Here is a 20,269-nt window from a genome sequence, read left to right on the forward strand (position 1 = left end):
CCTCTTCCGTCCTCTACCGCCCCACTTCCGGGCGTGCCCCGGGGGCCGAGGATACGTCGGTCCACCGACGGTCACCGGTGGGGCCGTGAAGGTCTGTTGGTCCCTGGAGTCGGGCCCGGACTGTGGTACTGCCTTACCAGGACATCGTCACATTTGCGGCGTCATGCCGAGATCGCGTCGTTCCGTACTGTCGTACAGCCGTGAAAGGTGGCATCTGTTGCAGGAGGATCAGCAGCCGGACGGCCGCAAGGGCGGCGCCGAGCGGAGCGGCAGGGAAGGGCTGTCGGTGACGGCGGACCTGCCCGGCCGCCCCGACCACCACCATCGCGCCCGGACCGACCGGATCGTGTTCGGCGTCAGCGCCGTCCTCACGGTGGCCTTCGTCGTCTGGGGCGCCACGGCCACCGACAGCCTGGAGAGCACGTCGAGCAGCCTCCTCGAAGGGCTGATCACCAACGGCGGCTGGGCCTTCATGCTGGCCGCCTCCGGGTTCGTCGTGTTCGCGCTCTGGCTGGCCATCAGCCGCTACGGGCGGATCACGCTCGGCCAGGAGGACGAGGGCCCGGAGTTCCGCACGGTGTCGTGGATCGCCATGATGTTCAGCGCCGGTATGGGCATCGGCCTGATGTTCTACGGCGTGAGCGAGCCCCTCGCCCACTACGGCACCCCGCCGCCCGGCACCCAGCCCGCCGACTCGGCCGAGCGGATGCAGACCGCCATGGCCACCACGCTCTTCCACTGGACGCTCCACCCGTGGGCCATCTACGCCGTCGTGGGGCTCGCCATCGCGTACTCCACGTTCCGGCGCCGCCGCCGTCAGACCATCAGCGCCGTCTTCGTCCCCCTGATGGGCGAGCGGCGGGCGTACGGCGGGCCCGGCCGGTTCATCGACATCCTCGCCATCTTCGCCACGCTCTTCGGCTCCGCGGCCTCGCTGGGCCTCGGCGCGCTCCAGATCGGCAGCGGCTTCCAGGAGCTGGACTGGATGGAGAAGACCGGCACTGGACTGCTCGTCGCCATCATCGCGGTCCTGACCGCGGCCTTCGTCCTCTCCGCCGTGTCCGGTGTGGAGAAGGGCATCCAGTGGCTCTCCAACATCAACATGGTCCTCGCGGGCGTGCTCGCCCTCTTCGTGTTCGTGGCCGGGCCCACCATCATCGTGCTGGACCTGCTGCCCACCTCGATCGCCGCGTACCTGGGCGACCTGCCGCAGCTGGCCGGCCGCACCGAGGCGACCAGCGGCGCGAACATCCACGACTGGCTCGGCAGCTGGACGGTCTTCTACTGGGCCTGGTGGATCTCCTGGACGCCCTTCGTGGGGATGTTCATCGCGCGGATCAGCCGGGGCCGGACCATCCGCCAGTTCGTCGGCGGAGTCATCCTGGTGCCCAGCACCGTGAGCCTGGTGTGGTTCGCCATCTTCGGCGGCACGGCCATGAAGCTCAGCGAGCAGGGCGAGCTCGCCGGGGAGACCACGCCGGAGGGTCAGCTCTTCGGTGTGCTGCAGGAGTTCCCGATCTCCGGCGCGATGAGCCTCCTCGTCATGGTCCTCGTCGGCATCTTCTTCGTCTCGGGCGCGGACGCCGCGTCGATCGTCATGGGCACGCTCTCCCAGCGCGGCGCGTTCGAGCCCGCCCGCCTCGTCGTCGTGTTCTGGGGCGTGGTGACCGGAGCGGTCGCCGCCATCATGCTCCTCATCGGCGACGGCCAGGGCGACGCGCTGGCCGGCCTGCAGAACCTCACGATCCTGGTGGCCGCGCCGTTCGTCCTGGTCATGATCGGCATGTGTGTGGCCCTGATGCGGGACCTGCGCAAGGACCCGCTCATCGTCCGGGGCGAGGTCGGCCTCGAGGTCGTCGAACTCGCCGTGATCGCGGGGCACGAGCAGTACGACGGCGACTTCGAACTGCGCATCGGCCCGGGCTCCACGGACGCGCCCGAGCCGGACCGGCCCGGAAAATAGAGCCGGCCCGGAAAGCGGGGCCGGTCCGGCAAAGGTAGGGCCGGCCCGGAAGAAGTAGGGCCGGACGGCACACGTCTAGGGTGCGAATCGAGGCGTGGGCTCCCCGCCGGGTGCCAGGTCCAGCGTCGCCCGGGCCCCGCCCTCCGGCGGGTTCTCGTAGCTCACCCGGGCGCCCAGGACCGCGGCCTGGCCCATGACGATCGTCAGGCCGAGGCCCAGTCCCGTGCCCCGCTCGCGCGCCCCGGTGCGGAAGCGCCGCGGGCCCTCCGCCAGGAGGCCGTCGGGGAAGCCGGGCCCGTGGTCGGACACGCGGACGGCGGTTCCGTCGACCTCCAGGAGGACCGGCGGGGCACCGTGCCGGCGGGCGTTGGTGACCAGGTTGGCCAGGATTCTTTCGACCCGGCGCGGGTCGGTCTCCACCACCTCGTCCTCGCGGATCCGTACCTCGACCTCCCCGCCCGCGGCGGCCGCGGCGCGGCGCGCCAGCTCGCCCACGCGCACGGCGTCCCGCTGGGCCAGCTCGACGCCCGGCACGTCGAGGCGCGCCACCTCCAGGACGTCCTCGACGAGGCGGCGCAGCTGGTCCACGCCTCCGCCCACCAGCTCGGCCGGCCGGCCGGGCGGCAGCAGGCCGACGGCCGCCACCAGACCGGCCACGGGTGTGCGCAGTTCGTGGGCGATGTCGGCCGTGACCCTCCGCTCGGCCTCCAGCCGGGCACTCAGGGCATCGGCCATGGTGTTGACCGCCTCGCCGAGGCGGGCGATCTCGTCCTTGCCTCGGGGCTCGACCCGCGCCGTGAGATCGCCGCCCGCGATCCGCTGGGCGGTGCGTGCCGACGCGCCGATGCGCCGACCGGCGGTGCCGGCCACGGCGATGCCCAGCGCGGAGCCCAGCACCACGGCTGCCACGCCCGAGGCGAGCAGTTCCCTGTCCAGCGCCTCCAGCGCCCGTGCCTGCGGCGCGTAGGAACGCCGGACGGCGACGATCTCGGCGCCACTGCGCGCCGCGGCCCACATCACCGGGCCGTGGCGGTCCCCTGACTCCGTGAGGTAGGTGGCCCGCACCGGTCGACGGGTCACCATCTCGCGCAGGGCGGCGGGCAGTTCCGGCGGATCGACGAGCGCGCCGCCGTCGACGCCGTAGCTACGGGCCTCCAGGGCCGCGACGAGCTGGGCGTCCACCGCGCGCTCCGCCTCCCCGCTCTGATGGTCGGCGGTGCGCTGGTGCACCAGGATCCCGATGAGCGCCGCGACCACGGCAGCGGTCGCGGCGATGACCAGGGCGGCCTTCGTACGCAGTCCCATGGCGCTCAGCCACGGTCCGGCAGCGGTCCGGAGACCAGCTTGTATCCGAAGCCGCGGACGGTCTCGATGCGGTCGCGGCCGATCTTCCCCCGCAGCCGCTGCACATGGACGTCGACCACCCGGCTGTCGCCGCCCCACGCGTAGTCCCAGACCCGCTCCAGCAGGGCGGTCCTGGACAGCACCACTCCGGGCTGGTGCGCGAACTCGAGCACCAGTTTGCGTTCGGTGGGGGTGAGGTCGAGGAGCCGCCCGTCCCGGCGGACGTCCGTGGAGGCCGCGTCCACCGTCAGGTCGCCGAAGCGCAGCAGCGGTTTCTCCACGACCTGCGGCGCGGTCCCCGCGACGCCGGTGGACCGGCGTAGCGCCGCGCGGATGCGGGCGACGAGCACGGGGATGTCGTAGGGCTTGGTGAGGTAGTCGTCGGCCCCGGCCTCCAGGCCGAGGACGACGTCCACCGGGTCGGTGCGGGCGGAGATCATCAGCACCGGGACGCCGCTCTCCTCCCGGATGCGGCGCACCAGACTGACCCCGTCGAGGTGGGGCAGCATGACGTCCAGGACGGCGACGTCCGGGGTCCTCTCCCGGAACCGGGCCAGCCCGTCGAGCCCGTCGCAGGCCGTGCGTACCTCGTAGCCGTGGCGCTCCAGCGACAACTGGGTCGCCTCCCGGAGCAGCGCGTCGTCCTCGACGAGAAGTACATCGGTCATGGCGTGCGGTCTCCTGCTCAGGGTTCCGGGACGGGCAGGGGCACCCCGGTCAGGTCGTCCGTCTCTTCGGAGGGGAGGTGCGAAGACCGTACGGTGGCCCGGGTGTAGTAGGAGACGTTCTCCTGGCGCCGCAGGCCGGAGACCTCGACGGTGGCGGGGTGACCGGTCGGGCCGCAGTCCGTGCACCACAGCCCGCTCACCGTGCCGGTGGCCACGGCCTTCGGCTGCCCCCAGTCGCGCCACTTCAGGTCGGAGAGCACGGTGAACTCGGTCAGGGGGAAGGTCGCGGGACGGCTCAGCGGGTGCCCCATGGCGTCCGAGACGTACACGGGACCGGCGGCCGGGCTCCGGGTGGGCGCGGGGCCCTGGACCTTCGGCTGCTGCGGGCCACCGCACCCGGTGGAGCCCACGGCCAGCAGCAGGGCCAGTGCGGCGGCTGTCCCCGCGGCCGTGGGCTTGGGCATCGGTGACCCTTCGTGTCAGGGGGCCCTGGGGGTCAGCGCGTGGCGAGCGGGCGCTTGCCCTGGAGGTCCTCGGAATCGTACGCGTCCGACCGCCCGGCCGGTGCCAGCGTGAAGGCGGAGTACACCACCCTGCCGTCGACGGTCCGGGGGTCGGAGAGCACGACGGTCGCCTTCAGCGGCTTGTCGAGGCAGGTGTCGAGGCACCAGGTGCCCGTCACCTCGCCGGTGCCGACGGCCTTCGTGGCACCCCACACCTTCCACGTCACCCGGTGGATGCCGGTGAACTCGGACAGCACCAGGTCCTTCGGCCGGCGCTCGGCGCGACCGGTGTCGACGTTCTCCTCGCCGAAGTGGTTGACGACGTACGGGGACACGGTGGTGACGGAGGCGACCGGCTTCCGCGGCGGCGCGCTGTTCGCCGACTGCGCGGCGAACAGCCCGAGAACGGCGGCACCGGCGAGGCCGGCCGCGAGGGCGGCCTTCCCGCGGGAGATCGTGCCGGCCTTGCCGGTGGGGACGTGCGCGTTGCGGTTCATGGCTTCCTCGCTCCATTGCTGCCGTCGGTCGTCGGCTGGTGTGAGAGAAGCTACGAGGGGTGGTTCTCGGCGGTTCGTCGGTCGTGTTGCAACCACTCATCGACGGCTGTTACGCGACCTACACATTCGTCGCCGGGCGGCGGCGGCACGTCGGGCGAGGAGGCCGCGGCCGGGTGGACGGTAGCCCCCGCCCCCCCGACCCGCCTCCGCGGCTCACGCCCGGCCGGCCGCCTTCTGGCTCCGGCGGGACAGCGAGTCGACGACCACGGCGGCCAGCAGGACCGAACCCGTGATCATGAACTGCACGGCGTTGCTGACGCCCATGATGTTCATCCCGGACTGGATGGAGCCGATCACCAGCGCGCCGAGCAGCGCGGACCAGACCGAGCCACGGCCGCCGAAGAGGCTCGTCCCGCCGATGACGGCGGCGGCGATGACGTTCATCAGGAGATTGCCGCCGCCGGAGGTCTGGCTCGCGGACTGGATCTGACCGGCCAGGAAGATGCCGCCGATCGCCGCCATGGTCCCGGCGATCGAGAAGACGGACATCCGGACGAAGGGCACGCTGATACCGGCCCTGCGCGCCCCCTCGATGTTGCCGCCCACCGCGAAGATCCGCCGGCCGTACGTGGTGCGCCGCAGCACGAAGTCCAGCACCACCAGCAGGATCAGGAAGATCAGGAGCGCGAGCGGCAGCCCCTGGTACTGGTTGAGGATGTACGCCGTGGCGAAGGCGAGCGCGGCGATGACGACCGTCCGCAGCACGATCTCGGCGATCGGCCGGAACGGCACCCGGGCGGCCCGGCGGCGCCTGGCGTCCAGGAGTGAGGCCGCAAGGAACAGGCCGACCCCGACGGCCGCCGTCGCATAGGCGGCGACGGGGCTGTGGTAGATCGTCGAGTAGAGCTTGGAGACGACGCTCTCGCTCGGGATGTTGACGGTGCCGCTGGAGCCGAGTATCTGGAGCATCAGCCCGTTCCAGGCGAGATTGCCCGCGAGGGTGACCACGAAGGCCGGTACGCCGACCTTCGCGAAGAAGAACCCCTGGATGAGACCGACGGCCGCTCCGCCCACGATGGCGACCAGGAGCGCCAGCCACTCGTTCATGCCGTTCAGGACGTTGAGGACGGCGAAGATCGCGGCACACAGACCGCTGACCGAGCCGACCGAGAGGTCGATCTCGCCGAGCAGCAGGACGAAGACGATGCCGACGGCGATCATGCCGGTGCCGACGATCTGCTGACTGAGGTCGGAGAGGTTCTGGGCCGAGAGGAACGTGCTGTTCAGACTCCCGAACACCGTCCAGATGATGATCACGGCGAGCACGACGGGCAGCGAGCCCAGCTCACCGCTGCGCAACTTGCGCCGGAACTCACCCACGTACCCCTTGAGCCCCTCCTCGCGGACGAGGAGACGCGAGTCGACGGCGGGCATGGCGCCGGACGCCGGTTCCTGGGTGTTGGTGTCGGAACGGCCGTCCGGAGGGTCGGCGCGGCCTCGGTCGCGGCTCATCGCTCCTCCTCCAGCTTGCGGGCCTGGCGGCGGGTGACGGCGCTGTCGGAGGCGCCCGTGATGGCGGAGATGATCTCCTCGGTGGACGTGGAGCGTGTGTCGAAGAACCCGTTGTTCCGGCCGAGGCGCATCACGGCGATGCGGTCGGCGACCGCCATCACGTCCACCATGTTGTGGCTGATCAGGATGGTGCCGAGGCCCTGGACGCGCAGCCGCTCGACCAGGTCGAGCACCTCGGCCGTCTGCTCCACGCCCAGAGCGGCGGTGGGCTCGTCCAGGATGACGACCTTGGGCGCGCCGATCAGCGAGCGGGCGATCGCCACCGTCTGACGCTGACCGCCGGACAGGGAGGCGACGGGGATGCGCACGCTCGGGATGCGGATGGACAGGGTGTCGAGCAGCTCGCGGGCACGCTGGTCCATGCGGACCTCGTCGAGGACGCCGAAGCGGCGCAGTTCCCGGCCGAGGAAGAGGTTGGCGACCACGTCGAGGTTGTCGCACAGGGCGAGGTCCTGGTAGACGGTGGCGATCCCGAGGTTCTGCGCGTCGTGCGGCCGGTCGATGGAGACCGGCCGGCCCTGCCAGGTGATGACGCCCTCGTCGGGCGGGTTCACCCCGGCGATCGCCTTCACGGCGGTGGACTTGCCGGCGCCGTTGTCGCCGACGAGCGCGACCACCTCACCGGGGTGCACGTCCAGGTCGAAGTCCTTCAGTGCCTGGACGGCGCCGAACCGTTTCGAGATCCCCCGCAGTGTGAGCACGGCTGACTCCGGCAAAGGAACCGCCTCCTCCGCTCGCCCGCTCGCGCGGGCCGCTCCGCCCCACCGGGTTGGATGTCCGCGCGGCTACTGGAGACCGGCCTCCTTGCAGGCCGCGGCATAGGTCGGGGTGCAGATCTCCTGGACCGTGTACAGGCCGTCCTTCACGACGGTGTCCTTGATGTTGTCCTTGTCGACCACGATCGGCGTCAGCAGGTTGGCCGGGACCTTCTGGCCGCTGCCGCTGGTGACGGTGGTGGGCGTCAGGTCGGCCGGGAGCGGCTTGCCCTCGGCGAGGTTGACGGCCATCGTGGCCGCGATGTCGGCCTCCGGCTTGTACGGCTTCTCGACGGTGATCGTCTGGGTGCCGAGCAGGATCCGCTGGATCGCGTCGAGCTGGGCGTCCTGGCCGGTCAGCGGCACGTTCATGCCCGCCGCCTTGAGAGCGGTGGCGATGCCGGCGGCCAGTCCGTCGTTGGCCGAGTAGACCCCGACGATCTTGTCCTTGCCGAGGGAGCTGATCGCACCGGACATCTGCTGGTTGGCGTTGTTCGGGTCCCAGTTCGGCGTGTCGTACTCCTTGCCGATCTTCACCTTGCCGTCCAGGACCGAGTGCGCCCCGGCCTTGAACTCCGCCGCGTTCGGGTCGGTGGGCGACCCGTTGTGCATCACGATCTCGCCGGTCTCGGCCTTGTCGCCGAGCGCGTCGAGGAGTGCCTTGCCCTGCAGCTCACCGACCTTGCGGTTGTCGTACGAGACATATGCGTCGACCGGGCCCTGGGCGAGGCGGTCGTACGCGACGACCTTCACGCCCGCGTCACGGGCCTTCTGCACGGAGGACTGGATCGACTTCGCGTCCACGGCGTCCAGGATGAGGACCTGGTCGCCCTTGGCGAGTGCCGTGTTCACCTGCTGCTGCTGGGTGGTGGCGCTCTCGGCGGCGTTGTAGTAGTCGATCTGGGCGTCCGGCGCCAGCTCCTTGATCTTGGCCTCGATGTACGGCCGGTCGAACTTCTCGTACCGCGTGGTCTTGCTCTCCGGCAGCAGCAGGCCGATCTTCACGTCGCCCTGAGCCGCCGATGCCGAGCCCTGCTGGCTCGCCCCGCTGGTCGCCACCGCTCCGAGACACAGGGCCGTCGCTCCGGCCAGGGCTATCGCGCCACGCAATGTACGGGTCATGGCAGGCTCCTTCCGTACGCCCGCGTGCCGCCGCCGCTGGAGCGGGGGGCCGAAGGTGCGTATGTGGCCATATATCGACATTAGCCTCAACCTGGGGACCGGCAAGCGGGTGACCCCCCGGCCCGTGGTCCCCGGGGCCGCACCGCCGTCAGTACACGTCCCGGACGTACCGCTTGTCGGCCGCCAGCTGCTTGACGTACACGCCCGCCGCCTCCTCGTCGAGGCCGCCGTGGGTGACGGCGATGTCGCGGAGAGCACGGTCGACGTCCTTCGCCATCCGGGCGGCGTCGCCGCACACGTAGAAGTGCGCGCCGGACTGGAGCCAGGACCACAGCTGCGGTCCGTGCTCCCGCATCCGGTCCTGCACGTAGACCTTGGCGCGCTGGTCACGGGAGAAGGCGGTGTCGAGCCGGTCCAGGGTTCCGTCGGCGAGGAGGGCGGTCAGCTCCTCCTCGTAGTAGAAGTCGGTGGCGCGGTGCTGCTCGCCGAAGAAGAGCCAGTTCGGAGCCCGGTGGCCGAGGGCCCTGCGCTCGTCGAGGAAGCCGAGGAAGGGCGCCACGCCCGTTCCCGGGCCGACCATCACCATCGGGGTCGTGGGGTCTGCCGGGGGCCGGAAACGCGCAGCGCGCTGGACGAAGACCGGGACCAGCGCGCCGGGTTCGGCGTCCGCGAGGAACGGCGAGCAGACGCCCTTGCGAGGGCGGCCGTGACGGTTCTCGTAGCGGACGACGGAGACGGTCAGCGACACCCGGTGGGGATCGGTGAGCGGACTGGAGGAGATCGAGTACAGCCGGGGCCTCAGGCGGCCGAGGGCGTCCACCCACTCCTGCGCGGCGGCGCGGACGGCGTACTCGGCCAGGACGTCCACGGCCTGCCGGCCCCAGGTCCACTGGGCGAGCCCGTCCTTGTTGTCGGGCCGCAGGAGCCGCTTCAGGTCCCGGTCGCCGGTCCTCTCGGTGACGAAGCCGAGGAGGGCGGCGGAGACGCCGGTGATGTCGAGATGCCGGTGCAGCGCCTCGCCGAAGGGCACGGCGCCGGCGCCGGGAAGCTCCACCGGGACGTCGGCGTCGAGTCCGGTGACCGCCAGCCATTCGGCCACGAGCTCGGGGCAGTTCACGGGCTGGACGCCGAGGGCGTCTCCGCTCTCGTAGCCGAGGGGTGCCCCCGTCTCGCTCGTGTCGAAGGTGAACCTGCGGACCTCCTTGCCCGCCCCCGGCAGGCTGAGGAGCCGGTTCCCGACGAGCCGGGCGGTCGTGGTCGCCGGCCCGGAGCGCCGCGCGGGGGCGGGAGGGGCGGCCGCCGGAGCCGCGCTCGCGTCGGACAGACCGGCGAGCACCTGGTCGAGCCAGGCGAGGGCGGACGGCTCGTAGTCGGGTTCGCAGTCGGTACGGGGGGCGATGCGGACGCCCCCGAGCTCGTCGAGACGCCGGTCGAGCCGCCGCCCGTGCCCGCAGAAGTCGCCGTACGAGGAGTCCCCGAAGGCGAGCACGGCATAGCGGCGGCCGTCCAGGCGCGGGGTGTCGGGCGCGGCGAGCGCGTCCCAGAAACCGGAGCCGTTGTCGGGCGCGTCCCCGTCCCCGAACGTGCTGGTGATCAGGAGGAGGTCGGCGGCGGGCGGCAGCGCGCCGAGGTCGGTCTCGTCCATGCCCGCGAGCGCGGCCCGGTGACCGGCCGAGAGCAGCCGCTCGGCGGTGGCGGCGGCGAAGTCCTCGGCGTTCCCGGTCTGGGAGGCCCACAGCACGACCACCTCGCGGCCCGCCGTGTCCGCTTCGGCGGGGGCCGGGGCCTGCGGGGCGCGGGAGTAGAGCCCGGCCAGGACCCCGTTGACCCAGCGCGCGTGGTCCTCGCGGAAGGGAGCGCCGGACGGCAGCACGGGCACCCCCGGCGCGCCCGTCCCGAGGCCGGCGAGGAAGCCGACGAGGTACTGCCGCTCCTCGGCGGTCAGGACGGGCGGCGGCGTCGGTTCGAGACCGAAGGCGGCGGCCGACCCGGCCGGCGGACCGCCGTTCGGTATCACCAGGGGCGAGGGGATCACGGCCGAGGGATTGACGGCGGCGGGAACCACGGAAGGAGCCGAGGCCGCCGGGACCACGGCCGCCGGAGCCTCCGCCTTCGCCAGCGCCACCGCGCACACCTTCAGCTCGGGCTGGAAGGAGAGGGGATCGACGGCGTCCTGGGTGACCGCGTTGACGCACAGGTCCTCGCCGAAGAGGTCGTTCCAGTGGAACGGGGCGAAGCAGTTGCCCGGACCGACCCGGTCGGTGACCACGGCCGGGAGCACGGCCCTGCCGCGCCGCGAGGCGATCTCGACGGGGTCGCCCTCCACGACGCCGAGCCGCCGGGCGTCCTCGGGATGCACTTCGACGAACGGCGCCGGGTTGAGCCGGTTGAGCCTGGCCACCCTCCCGGTCTTGGTGAGGGTGTGCCACTGGTGCTGGAGACGGCCGGTGTTGAGGACGAACGGGTACGTGTCGTCGGGCATCTCGGCCGGGTCGATGTGCGGCCGGGCGTGGAAGACGGCCCGGCCGCTCGCCGTCGGGAAGACGGGTCCGGAGCCGTCCCCTGCCACGTACCGGATCGGGTTGCGCGCGGGCCCGCCGGCGGCGGCCGGCCACTGCACGGGCGTGGCGCACAGCCGCTCGTACGACACCCCGCTCAGGTCGTACCCGGTCTTGGGGTTCGCGGCCCGTCGGATCTCCTCGAAGATCTCCTCGGCGCTGTCGTACGAGAACGCCTCCTCGTACCCCATCTCGCAGGCGACGCGGGCGATGATCCGCCAGTCGGCGAGGGCCTCGCCCGGCGGGTCGACGGCCGGCTGGGTGAGGGTGAGGCTGCGCTCGCTGTTGATCAGGACGCCCTCGGTCTCGGTCCAGAGGGCGGCGGGCAGGACGACGTCCGCGTACGCGTTGGTCTCGGTCTCGGCGAACGCGTCCTGGGTGATGACGAGTTCGGCCGCCCGCAGGCCCTCGACGACGGTGGCGCGGTTGCCGACGGAGGCGACCGGGTTGGTGCAGATGATCCAGCACGCCTTGACCCCGCCGTCCGCCATGCGCCGGAAGAGGTCGACGGTGCCCTGTCCCGAGCCGTCCTCGCGGATCGTGCCGGGCGGCAGGTCCCAGAGCTCCTCGGTGAACGCCCGGTCCTCGGCGACCATGACCGAGCGCTGTCCGGGTAGGCCGGGACCCATGTAGCCCATCTCGCGCCCGCCCATGGCGTTGGGCTGGCCGGTCAGGGAGAAGGGACCCGAGCCGGGGCGGCAGATCGCGCCGGTCGCCAGGTGCAGGTTGACCAGGGCGTTGGTGTTCCACGTGCCGTGGGTGGACTGGTTGAGGCCCATGGTCCAGCAGCTGGTCCATTCGGCCGCCGTGCCGATCCACTCGGCGGCGGTACGGATGTCGTCCTCGGGTATGCCGGTGATCCGGGCGACCGCGTCGGGCGGGTAGTCGGCGAGGAACGGCGGCATCGCCTCCCAGCCCTCGGTGTGCGCGGCGACGAAGGCCGCGTCGGTGTGCCCGTTCCGGTGCAGCAGGTGCAGCAGGCCGTTGAGGAGCGCGAGGTCCGTGCCCGGCCTGATCCGCAGGAACAGGTCGGCCTTCTCGGCGGTGGCGGTGCGCCGGGGGTCGACGACGATCAGCTTCGCCCCCGCCTTGACCCGCTCCATCATGCGGAGGAACAGGATGGGGTGGCAGTCGGCCATGTTGGAGCCGATGACGAGGAAGGCGTCGGCCCGGTCGAGGTCGTCGTAGGAGCCGGGCGGTCCGTCGGCGCCCAGGGAGAGCTTGTAGCCGGTGCCGGCGCTCGCCATGCAGAGCCGTGAGTTCGACTCGATCTGGTTGGTGCCGATGAAGCCCTTGGCGAGCTTGTTGGCGAGGTACTGGGCCTCCAGGCTCATCTGGCCGGAGACGTAGAGCGCCACCGCGTCGGGACCGTGCTCGTCGACGATCGCGCGCAGCCGGCGGGCGGTCTCGGTGACGGCGCGGTCGGTGTCCGTGGGCACGGGTTCGGCGCCGCGCTCCGCCCGGACGAGGGCGGTGGTCAGACGGCCGGGGGCGACGAGCAGGTCGGCGGTGGTGGCGCCCTTGGTGCAGAGCCGCCCGCGGTTGGCCGGGTGGTCCTTGTCGCCCGTCGCCCTGAGGACCGTACGGCGTCCGTCGGGGCCCGGCCCGATGTCGAGGAGCAGGCCGCACCCCACACCGCAGTACGAGCAGGCGGTCCGTACCTGTTCGGCCGTACCGCCCCGGGGGTCCGCCGAGTCCTGTGGGGTCACCGGGGCGCCTCTCTGTGGAACCGTTCGAGCCCCGACCGTACGCAACGGCCGTTACACCCGTGTCACCCGGGTCGATCATGGTCCGTAACACCGGCCACACAGCGCACCGGGGCGCTGTGTGAGCCGCCGGACCCGCGGGTGTCACAGGGGGCGCCGCCGCCCGTGCGGCGGACGCCCCCACGCGGAGGGTCAGCCGAGCAGCGGGGCCTCCGGAGCGAGCGCGGCGGCGATGCGCCCGGCGAGCACCTCCGCCGTGTTGCCCTCGGGCGTGGTCGCGGTCTTCGTCGTGGAGACGGCAACGGCCAGACGCCTGGACGGGAGGTACGCCTGGATCGCCGCGTAACCGGAGAACGACGGGTTCTGCAGGACCCAGCCGTTGATCACGATGACCCCGAGGCCGAAGTGCTTGGCCTCGGTCTGCCGCAGGCACACGGTGGCCGGGCACGTCGCGGTCGGGGACCCGAGACCGACCGTACCCGGGTCGAGAAGGGTGCGGTACGAGCGGGGGGAGAGGAGCTCGCCGCTCCCGATGGCCTCCGCGGACCGGGAGAGGTCACAGATGTGGGTGGTGATGACCGCGCCGGGCGCGGTGGTCCACGACGGGTTCCAGAAGGTGGACTCCTCGTAGAGGCCGCGCTCGGTGCTGAAGGCGTGCAGCACCGGGCTCGGGATGTCGGGGGTGAACGAGTTCCGGGTGTCGCGCAACTCCAGCGGGCCGGTGACCAGCTCCTTCACCAGCCTGTCGATCCGGGTGCCGGTGATCTTCTCGAGCGCGGCGACCAGCAGCAGGTAGTTGGCGTGGGAGTAGCTCCAGTTCGTGCCCGGCTCGTACCAGAAGGAGTGGCGGAGCGGGAAGGCGAGCAGCTCCCGCGGCGTCCACGCGCGGAACGGGTCCGCCAGGAGTTCCTTCCCGAACGCCGGGTCGGTCACGTAGTCGTGGAGGCCGGTCGTGTTGGTCGCCAGCATCCGCAGGGTGATCCGGTCGGCCTGCGGCAGGTGGGGCAGCCAGCGCTCCACGGTGTCGTCGAGCCGGACCCGCCGCTCCTCCACCAGCCGGAGCAGGGCCGTACCGATGTGCGCGAAGGCCACGGAGCCGGCGCGGAAGTGCATGTCCGGCTGGGCGGGGACGCCGGTCATGGACTCACCGAGCGCGTCGGTGACGATCTCGCGGCCGTCGACGGTGACCCGCAGCTGTACGGCCTTGAGGTCCAGGTCCTTCTGGGCCGTGCGGGCGATGTCGAGGATCCGGCGTGCCTCGACCCCCGGGGAGCCCTGGGTCCGCACGCAGGCGGACCCGCCGTGGCCACCGGGAGGCCCGGCGAGCGCGGGTGCGACGGCGGTCGTCTGGACGGTGAGCGGGGCCGCGACGGCGGTCGTCTGGACGGTGAGGGCGAGAAGCGCGGCGCAGAGAAGGGCCCGGCGGGACCGCGCACGCGGGCGCGGGCGTGAGGGGAGGGGGGTGTGTGCCATGCCCGCACTATGTCCGGGGCGCCGGCCCGCCCCCGGCCGAACACTCCGGGGACGGCGGCGCTCCCGCCCGTGTGGGGCAGAGGCGGCGCACCTCCGCGCGCGCGGTGTCGCCCGTACAGCCGCTGAGGGCGGCATCGAGTCGCGATGATGTACATATCGGGACAAGATGACATCTTGTGGCCCCTGGAGAGGCCGCTCCGCCCTCTCCGCAGGAGGGCGACGCGGACGTCCGGCGCGCTGCCGCCGCGACAGGAGGCGGGAATGTCTGAGCTCATCGTCATCGGATACGACGACCCGGAAGTGGCCCGGCGGGCGTTCGACACGGTGCAGGACCTGCAGCGGGACTACGTGGTGCACCTGAACGGTCTCGCCGTGGTCTCGGTGGACGCCGACGGCAGGACCCATGTCGACACCACCAGCCGCATCGTCGGCGTCTCCGCCGCGTCCGGAGCCCTCTGGGGAGCGATCTTCGGCATTCTCTTCCTGCTGCCCGGTCTCGGGCTCCTGACCGGAGCGGCCCTCGGCGGCCTCGTCGGCAGGCTCAGCAAGTCCGGAGTCGACGACCGGTTCCGCCGGCAGGTGGGGGACCTCCTCACACCCGGTGCGGCGGCCGTCGTGATCATGGCGTCGAAGGTCACCGACGACAAGTTCACGGTGGCCATGCAGCCGCACGGCGGCACCGTCCTCAAGACCTCGCTCAGCGACCAGGACGAGAAGGAGCTGGCCGACCAGCTGGCCGGGCCGCAGTAGACACCCGCACCCGCCCCGCAGAACCGCCGGAATCCGCCAGGAAGGCTTCCTCATGGAACCCGCGCTCAGCAGCGATGTACTCGCGAGACTGCGACAGCCCCGCCCGTACCCGGCCGTGTCCCTCGTGATGCCGACGCACCGCCGTGAACCGGAGAACCTCCAGGACCCCGTACGCCTCCGCAACCTCGTGGCGGCGGCGGAGAAGGCGATCCAGGACGATCCGGCGGTCACCCGGGAGCGGCGCTCCGACGTCCTGGACCAGCTGCGGCGGGCGGTGGCCGAGATCGACCTCGCCCACGCCGAGGACGGACTGGTGATCTTCGTCGCCCCGGGGGAGCGGCACGTGTGGACGGTCGCCCGGACGGTCCCGGAGCGCGTCGTCCTCGCCGACACCTTCCTCACCCGGAACCTCGTCGCCGCCCGGGCCGCCGAACAACCCTCCTGGACGATCGCCGTGGCGGCCGACCGGGTCTCGCTGTGGAGCGGCGACCACGAGCGGGTCACCGAGCACACCGGAGACGGCTTCCCGTTCACCCGCGACCTCGACCCCCAGGACGTGGAGCGGGAGGAACGCGTCGGAGACGTGCCCAGCACCTTCCGCGACGAGGCCACGCGGCAGTTCCTCCGCGAGGCGCACCAGGCCCTGCGCGCGCTCCTCGCCTCCCGCCCGCGCCCGCTGTACGTGCTCGGCGAGCCCGCGGCCCTCGCCCTCTTCGAGGAGACCGGAGCGCTCCAGCCGGGCACCACGCCCGTCCACCACGGCGGGCTCGCCCGGGGGCCCGCCACGGCCGTCCGGGAGGCCGTCGAGCCCGCCCGCGCCGCCCGCGAGGCCGCCGCGTCGACCACGGTCGTCGCCGAACTCGACGCCGCCAGGGGACGGCGGGAGTTCGCCGGCGGGATCGACGAGGTCTGGCAGGCCGTGAAGGAGGGCCGGGTCCGGCTGCTCGCCGTCGAGGACCACTACCGGACCGTCGTCCGGGACGACGGCGGCCACCTGGAACCCGCCGAGCCCTCCGAGGCCGGGGCGCGGGACGACATGGTCGACGAGATCGTCGAGCGGGCCCTCGACACCGGAGCCGAGGTCCAGTTCGTCCGTGACGACACCCTGCTCGACATGGACCGCATCGCCGGCGTGCTCCGCTACTGACCACCCCCCTCACCCCCACGGCCACGATCGCGGCCCGGACACGAGAAGAGGACGCATCCTGTGAACCCCTCAACGACGCGGGCGGACCGGTCGGTGCGCGCACGCGCGGCCGGCGCGGCGGTCGCCGTCGTCGTCGCCGCTCTCGGCGCGACCGGCCTGGTGGCCTGCGACAGCGGAGGCGACGACACCGGCAGCCCCACGTTCAGCGAACGCCCCTCGGCCCCCGACACGGCCGGCTTCACGGGCGAGCCGCCGTCCGCCGTCGCCTCGGAGGCGCAGGAGGCGATCGAGTCCGCCCGCGCGTCCGCCTCCTCGGCGGCCGCCTCGGCGTCCGAGCGCGAGGCGTCGCGCAAGGCGTCCATCGGATCCGAGATCGAACGGTCGCGCCGACAAGCCCAGGACGAGCTGGAGGACGTACAGGGCCAGGGCAACGCCCTGGGCGAGGTCGGCATGACGGGCAAGCCCCGATCCGAGACCGGTGGCCGCCTCGCCGTCGTCCTGAACATCACCAACAAGACGGCCGAGGAAGCCTCCTACGCCGTCCAGGTCGACTTCCTCGACCCCTCGGGGAAGGTCGTCGAGACGCAGTTCGTCGGCGTCGAGGACCTCGAACCCGGCGGTCGCGAACAGCCGGTGGTCATCAGCCGGCAGCCGGCCGAGCCGGTGCTCACCCCGAAGCTCGCCAAGGCACAGCGGTACTGACAGAAGCGGTACCGACACAGGAGGAGAGCCCCATGTCCGAACTGATCGTCCTCGGTTACGACGACCGGGCCGTCGCGAACCGGGCCTTCGCCGCGGTCCAGGAGCTCGAGACCGGCGGCGTGGTCGAGCTGAAGGGCCTCGCGGTCGTCTCCGTGGACGCGGACGGCGAGACCCATGTGGACACCCCCGCCAGGAGGGAGGGCAAGGTCGCCCTCTCGGCCACAGCCGGCGCCCTGTGGGGCATGGTCCTCGGCATGCTGATCCTGACCCCCGGCATCGGCGTCGTGGGCGCCGCCGTCGGAGGGATCATCGGCAAGCTGAACCAGATGGGCGTCGACAACGCGTTCCGCGACAAGGTCCGGACACTGCTCGAACCCGGGCACGCCGCTGTCGTGATCATGGCCTCGAAGGTCACCGAGGACGCGTTCGCCGCCGCCATGGAGCAGTTCGGCGGGACCGTGCTCAAGACCTCGCTCCCGGAGCAGAGCGAACGGGAACTCGCCGCACAGCTGGCCGGCCCGGACGCGAGCGAGGACTGACCCGGCCCCGGAGCGGAACACCGGGAGGACCGGCCGCCCCCGCGAGGGGCGGCCGGTCCTCCGCGACGTCAGAACTCGACCGCGTCCCGGATGAGGGGGCAGGTCATGCAGTGGCCGCCGCCGCGCCCCCGGCCGAGCTCGGCGCCGACGATGGTGATGACCTCGACGCCGGCCTTCCTCAGCAGCGTGTTGGTCTGGGTGTTGCGGTCGTACGTGAAGACGACGCCGGGTTCGAGGGCGACGGCGTTGTTGCCGCTGTCCCACTGCTGCCGCTCGGAGGCGTACTCGTCGCCGCCGGTCTCGATCACCCGGAGCTCCGGCAGGCCGAGGCCTTTGGCGACCACGTCGACGAAGGGAGTGCTGCCCTCGTCGGTGATGTCGACCCCGGGCGCCCCGTCGCCGGGGCGCAGCGAGAAGGTGTGGACCGCGTCCATGATCTTCGGGTAGAGCGTGACGATGTCACGGTCGGCGAAGGTGAAGACGGTGTCCAGGTGCATCGCGGAGCGCAGCCTCGGCATGCCGGCGACGATGACGTGCTCGGCGGCGCCGTTGCGGAACAGGGAGGCCGCGACCTGGGTGATGGCCTGCCGCGAGGTGCGTTCGCTCATGCCCATGAGGACGACGCCGTTGCCGACGGGCATGATGTCGCCGCCCTCGAAGGTGGCCTGGCCCCAGTCCTCCTCCGGGTCCCCCCACCAGACGGTGGCGTCCCGGTAGTCGGGGTGGAACGAGTAGACCGCCTTCATGAGGAGGGTCTCGCCGTGCCGGGCGGGCCAGTACAGCGGGTTCAGGGTGACCCCGCCGTACAGCCAGCAGGTGGTGTCCCGGGTGTAGAGGGTGTTCGGCAGCGGCGGCATCAGGTACTCGCGCGCCCCGGTGGCCTCCCGGGCCAGCGAGACGTACCCGGAACGGAACGCGTCCGGCAGGTCGGCCGTCGACAGGCCGCCGATGAGGTACTCGGCCAGATCGCGCGGCGCGAGGGAGTCGAGGAAGGCGCGCGTGTCGTCGATGAGACCGAGGCCGACCTCGTTCGCGACGATCTTCCGGTCGAGGAGCCAGGCCCGCGCCTCGGGGATCGCCATGGTCTCGGTGAGCAGGTTGTGCAGCTCGACGACCTCGACGCCCCGCTGGGTCAGCTTGTTGACGAAGTCGGCGTGGTCGCGCTGCGCGTTCTCCACCCACATCACGTCGTCGAAGAGGAGGTCGTCCGAGTTGGTCGGGGTCAGGCGGCGGTGGGCGAGCCCGGGAGAGCAGACGAGGACCTTGCGGAGCCGTCCGACCTCGGAGTGCACGCCGAGCGCGGGCTCGGCGGAAGCGTCGTTGCCGGTCATACGGGGGCCTTTCCGGGTGGGGGAGCGGGGAGTGGGGGAGTGGGGAGGTGGGGACTTTCCGGACACGGCCTAGAGGCTGATCCAGCCGGCCGCGAGGGCCACGACCCCGAGGACGGCGCCGGCGACGGAGACGGCCAGGATCACGAGCTCCCGCCCGGAGAAGAGCCGTCTGCCCTGCTCACGCCTGGCCTTGACGAACAGGAAGGTCGCGGGCGCGTAGATGATGAAGGACACCAGGACGAACTTGAGCCCGGCCGCGTACAGCAGGAACGCCGTGTACACCGTGGCGAGGACGCCCACGACCAGCTCCCGACGGGTGCTGTCGCCCGCCACCTTCTCCCGCTCGGGTCTCAGGGCGATCTTCACCGCGAACCCGGCGGCCAGCAGGAACGGGATCAGGCTGAGCGCGCTCGTCAGATCGAGGGCGAAGTTGAAGGCGTCGTCGGAGAAGGCCGTCACGACCAGGACGACCTGGCTGAGGGACGTCGTCATGAGGAGGGCGGGGACGGGGACGTCGTCACCGCTGGAGCGCCCGAGGAAGCGCGGCATGTCCTCGTCCTTGGCCGCCACGAAGAGCACCTCCGCGGCCATGAGGGTCCAGGCGAGGTAGGCGCCGAGGACGGAGACGATGAGGCCGACGCTGACGAAGACCTGGCCCCAGGTGCCGACCGCGGCCTCCAGGACGCCCGCCATGGACGGCTGGCGCAGCTCCGCGATCTCGCCCATGGGCAGGATCCCGTACGACACGATGGTCACCGAGGCGAAGACGGCGAAGACGCTGAGGAAGCCCAGGACCGTCGCCCGTCCCACGTCCTCGCGGCGCTTGGCGTGCCGTGAGTACACGCTGGCGCCCTCGACGCCGAGGAAGACGAAGACGGTGGCGAGCATGGTGCCGCGGACCTGGTTGAACAGGGAGCCGGCGTAGTCGGCGCCGCCCCAGTTGTCGGCGAAGACGGACGGGTCGAAGTAGAACAGGGCCAGGATGACGAAGACGACGATGGGCACGATCTTGGCCACGGTCACGATCCGGTTGATCGCCGCGGCCTCCTTCACCCCTCGCCGGATGAGCAGGAAGAACGCCCACAGTCCGGCCGAGGACAGGATGATGGAGAGGGCGGTGTCGCCGTCGCCCAGCGCCGGCGCGATCGCGCCGATCGTCGACATGATGAGCACCCAGTACGTCACGTTGCCGACGCAGGCGCTCGCCCAGTAGCCGAAGGCCGAGAAGAAGCCCAGGTACTCGCCGAAACCGGCCTTCGCGTACGCGTAGACACCGGCGTCCAGGTCCGGCCGGCGCACGGCGAGCGTCTGGAACACGAACGCGAGCATCAGCATGCCGCAGCCGGCGACGGCCCAGGCGATCAGCGCGCCCGCGACACCGGTCTCCTGCGCGAACCTCCGCGGCAGCGAGAACACGCCGGCTCCCACCATGGACCCGACGACCATCGCGGTCAGCGTGACGAGCGTCAGCTTGGCCGTGGGCGGGGAGCCGGTGGTGACGTCGCCCTTACCGGTGTCGGCGTTCGGCATGGTCTGCCTCTCCCTCTACTGAAAGCTCGATAAGAGTAATTTGTCGCAATAGTGGCCTATGTATCTCTCGGGGGTGTGGTTCCCGCGCGTCGCGTCGACGGAGAAGGGT

Annotated in this window: 16 protein-coding genes; 5 read left to right on the forward strand and 11 right to left on the reverse strand. The window is 71.8% G+C overall.

The features are described 5' to 3' along the window. Positions 1–214: 214 nt before the first annotated feature. Positions 215–1,963: a BCCT family transporter gene (locus AMK29_RS17955; protein ID WP_382618460.1), complete on the forward strand. Its 1,749-nt coding sequence runs from the start codon at positions 215–217 to the stop codon at positions 1,961–1,963. A 75-nt stretch (positions 1,964–2,038) separates the two neighbouring features. Here AMK29_RS17955 and AMK29_RS17960 read toward each other — a convergent pair whose 3' ends face one another. The 9 genes from AMK29_RS17960 to AMK29_RS18000 all read right to left on the reverse strand — a co-directional run bounded on the left by AMK29_RS17960 (position 2,039) and on the right by AMK29_RS18000 (position 14,161). Continuing rightward, positions 2,039–3,268, reverse strand: coding sequence for a sensor histidine kinase (locus tag AMK29_RS17960; protein ID WP_073814035.1), 1,230 nt, complete (start codon positions 3,266–3,268; stop codon positions 2,039–2,041). Positions 3,269–3,273: 5 nt separating this feature from the next. Further along, positions 3,274–3,975, reverse strand: coding sequence for a two-component system response regulator CseB (gene cseB / locus AMK29_RS17965; RefSeq protein WP_073814036.1), 702 nt, complete (start codon positions 3,973–3,975; stop codon positions 3,274–3,276). 17 nt (positions 3,976–3,992) lie between these two features. Continuing rightward, positions 3,993–4,439 carry a hypothetical protein gene (locus AMK29_RS17970; RefSeq protein ID WP_073814038.1) on the reverse strand — a complete coding sequence of 149 codons (447 nt, stop codon included), beginning with the start codon at positions 4,437–4,439 and terminating at the stop codon, positions 3,993–3,995. Between the two features lie 32 nt (positions 4,440–4,471). Then, a complete protein-coding gene (locus tag AMK29_RS17975) occupies positions 4,472–4,975 on the reverse strand; it encodes a hypothetical protein (RefSeq protein ID WP_073814040.1) in 504 nt (167 codons plus the stop codon). A gap of 213 nt (positions 4,976–5,188) precedes the next feature. Next, complete coding sequence (locus AMK29_RS17980; protein ID WP_073814042.1) at positions 5,189–6,487, reverse strand: sugar ABC transporter permease; 1,299 nt, start codon at positions 6,485–6,487, stop codon at positions 5,189–5,191. Further along, the gene (locus AMK29_RS17985) at positions 6,484–7,248 is read right to left on the reverse strand and encodes an ATP-binding cassette domain-containing protein (protein ID WP_382823084.1); all 765 of its coding nucleotides are present in this window, start codon (positions 7,246–7,248) and stop codon (positions 6,484–6,486) included. Before AMK29_RS17985 ends, AMK29_RS17980 begins: the two co-directional genes overlap by 4 nt. Positions 7,249–7,332: 84 nt before the next feature. After that, positions 7,333–8,424, reverse strand: a complete 1,092-nt coding sequence (locus tag AMK29_RS17990) for a sugar ABC transporter substrate-binding protein (RefSeq protein ID WP_073814046.1) — start codon at positions 8,422–8,424, stop codon at positions 7,333–7,335. 148 nt (positions 8,425–8,572) lie between these two features. Next, on the reverse strand, positions 8,573–12,604 hold the full coding sequence (locus AMK29_RS17995) for a bifunctional nitrate reductase/sulfite reductase flavoprotein subunit alpha (protein ID WP_241845549.1): 4,032 nt from the start codon (positions 12,602–12,604) through the stop codon (positions 8,573–8,575). 276 nt (positions 12,605–12,880) lie between these two features. After that, positions 12,881–14,161 (reverse strand): serine hydrolase domain-containing protein, encoded by a 1,281-nt coding sequence (locus AMK29_RS18000; RefSeq protein WP_073814050.1) that lies wholly within the window; start codon positions 14,159–14,161, stop codon positions 12,881–12,883. A gap of 261 nt (positions 14,162–14,422) precedes the next feature. On the opposite strand from AMK29_RS18000, the gene AMK29_RS18005 reads away from it, so the two are divergent. The 4 genes from AMK29_RS18005 to AMK29_RS18020 all read left to right on the forward strand — a co-directional run bounded on the left by AMK29_RS18005 (position 14,423) and on the right by AMK29_RS18020 (position 17,299). Beyond that, positions 14,423–14,911: a DUF1269 domain-containing protein gene (locus AMK29_RS18005; RefSeq protein WP_073814052.1), complete on the forward strand. Its 489-nt coding sequence runs from the start codon at positions 14,423–14,425 to the stop codon at positions 14,909–14,911. A gap of 52 nt (positions 14,912–14,963) precedes the next feature. Next, positions 14,964–16,058, forward strand: a complete 1,095-nt coding sequence (locus AMK29_RS18010; RefSeq protein ID WP_073814054.1) for a baeRF3 domain-containing protein — start codon at positions 14,964–14,966, stop codon at positions 16,056–16,058. A gap of 93 nt (positions 16,059–16,151) precedes the next feature. Continuing rightward, a complete protein-coding gene (locus AMK29_RS18015; RefSeq protein ID WP_073814056.1) occupies positions 16,152–16,760 on the forward strand; it encodes a hypothetical protein in 609 nt (202 codons plus the stop codon). 32 nt (positions 16,761–16,792) lie between these two features. Then, positions 16,793–17,299, forward strand: a complete 507-nt coding sequence (locus AMK29_RS18020; protein WP_073814058.1) for a DUF1269 domain-containing protein — start codon at positions 16,793–16,795, stop codon at positions 17,297–17,299. Between the two features lie 68 nt (positions 17,300–17,367). Here AMK29_RS18020 and AMK29_RS18025 read toward each other — a convergent pair whose 3' ends face one another. Continuing rightward, a complete protein-coding gene (locus AMK29_RS18025) occupies positions 17,368–18,630 on the reverse strand; it encodes an arginine deiminase (RefSeq protein WP_073814060.1) in 1,263 nt (420 codons plus the stop codon). A 69-nt stretch (positions 18,631–18,699) separates the two neighbouring features. Further along, a complete protein-coding gene (locus tag AMK29_RS18030; protein ID WP_073814062.1) occupies positions 18,700–20,160 on the reverse strand; it encodes a basic amino acid/polyamine antiporter in 1,461 nt (486 codons plus the stop codon). Positions 20,161–20,269: the final 109 nt, after the last annotated feature.

The organism is Streptomyces sp. CB02261 (assembly GCF_001905665.1).
GTDB lineage: Bacteria > Actinomycetota > Actinomycetes > Streptomycetales > Streptomycetaceae > Streptomyces.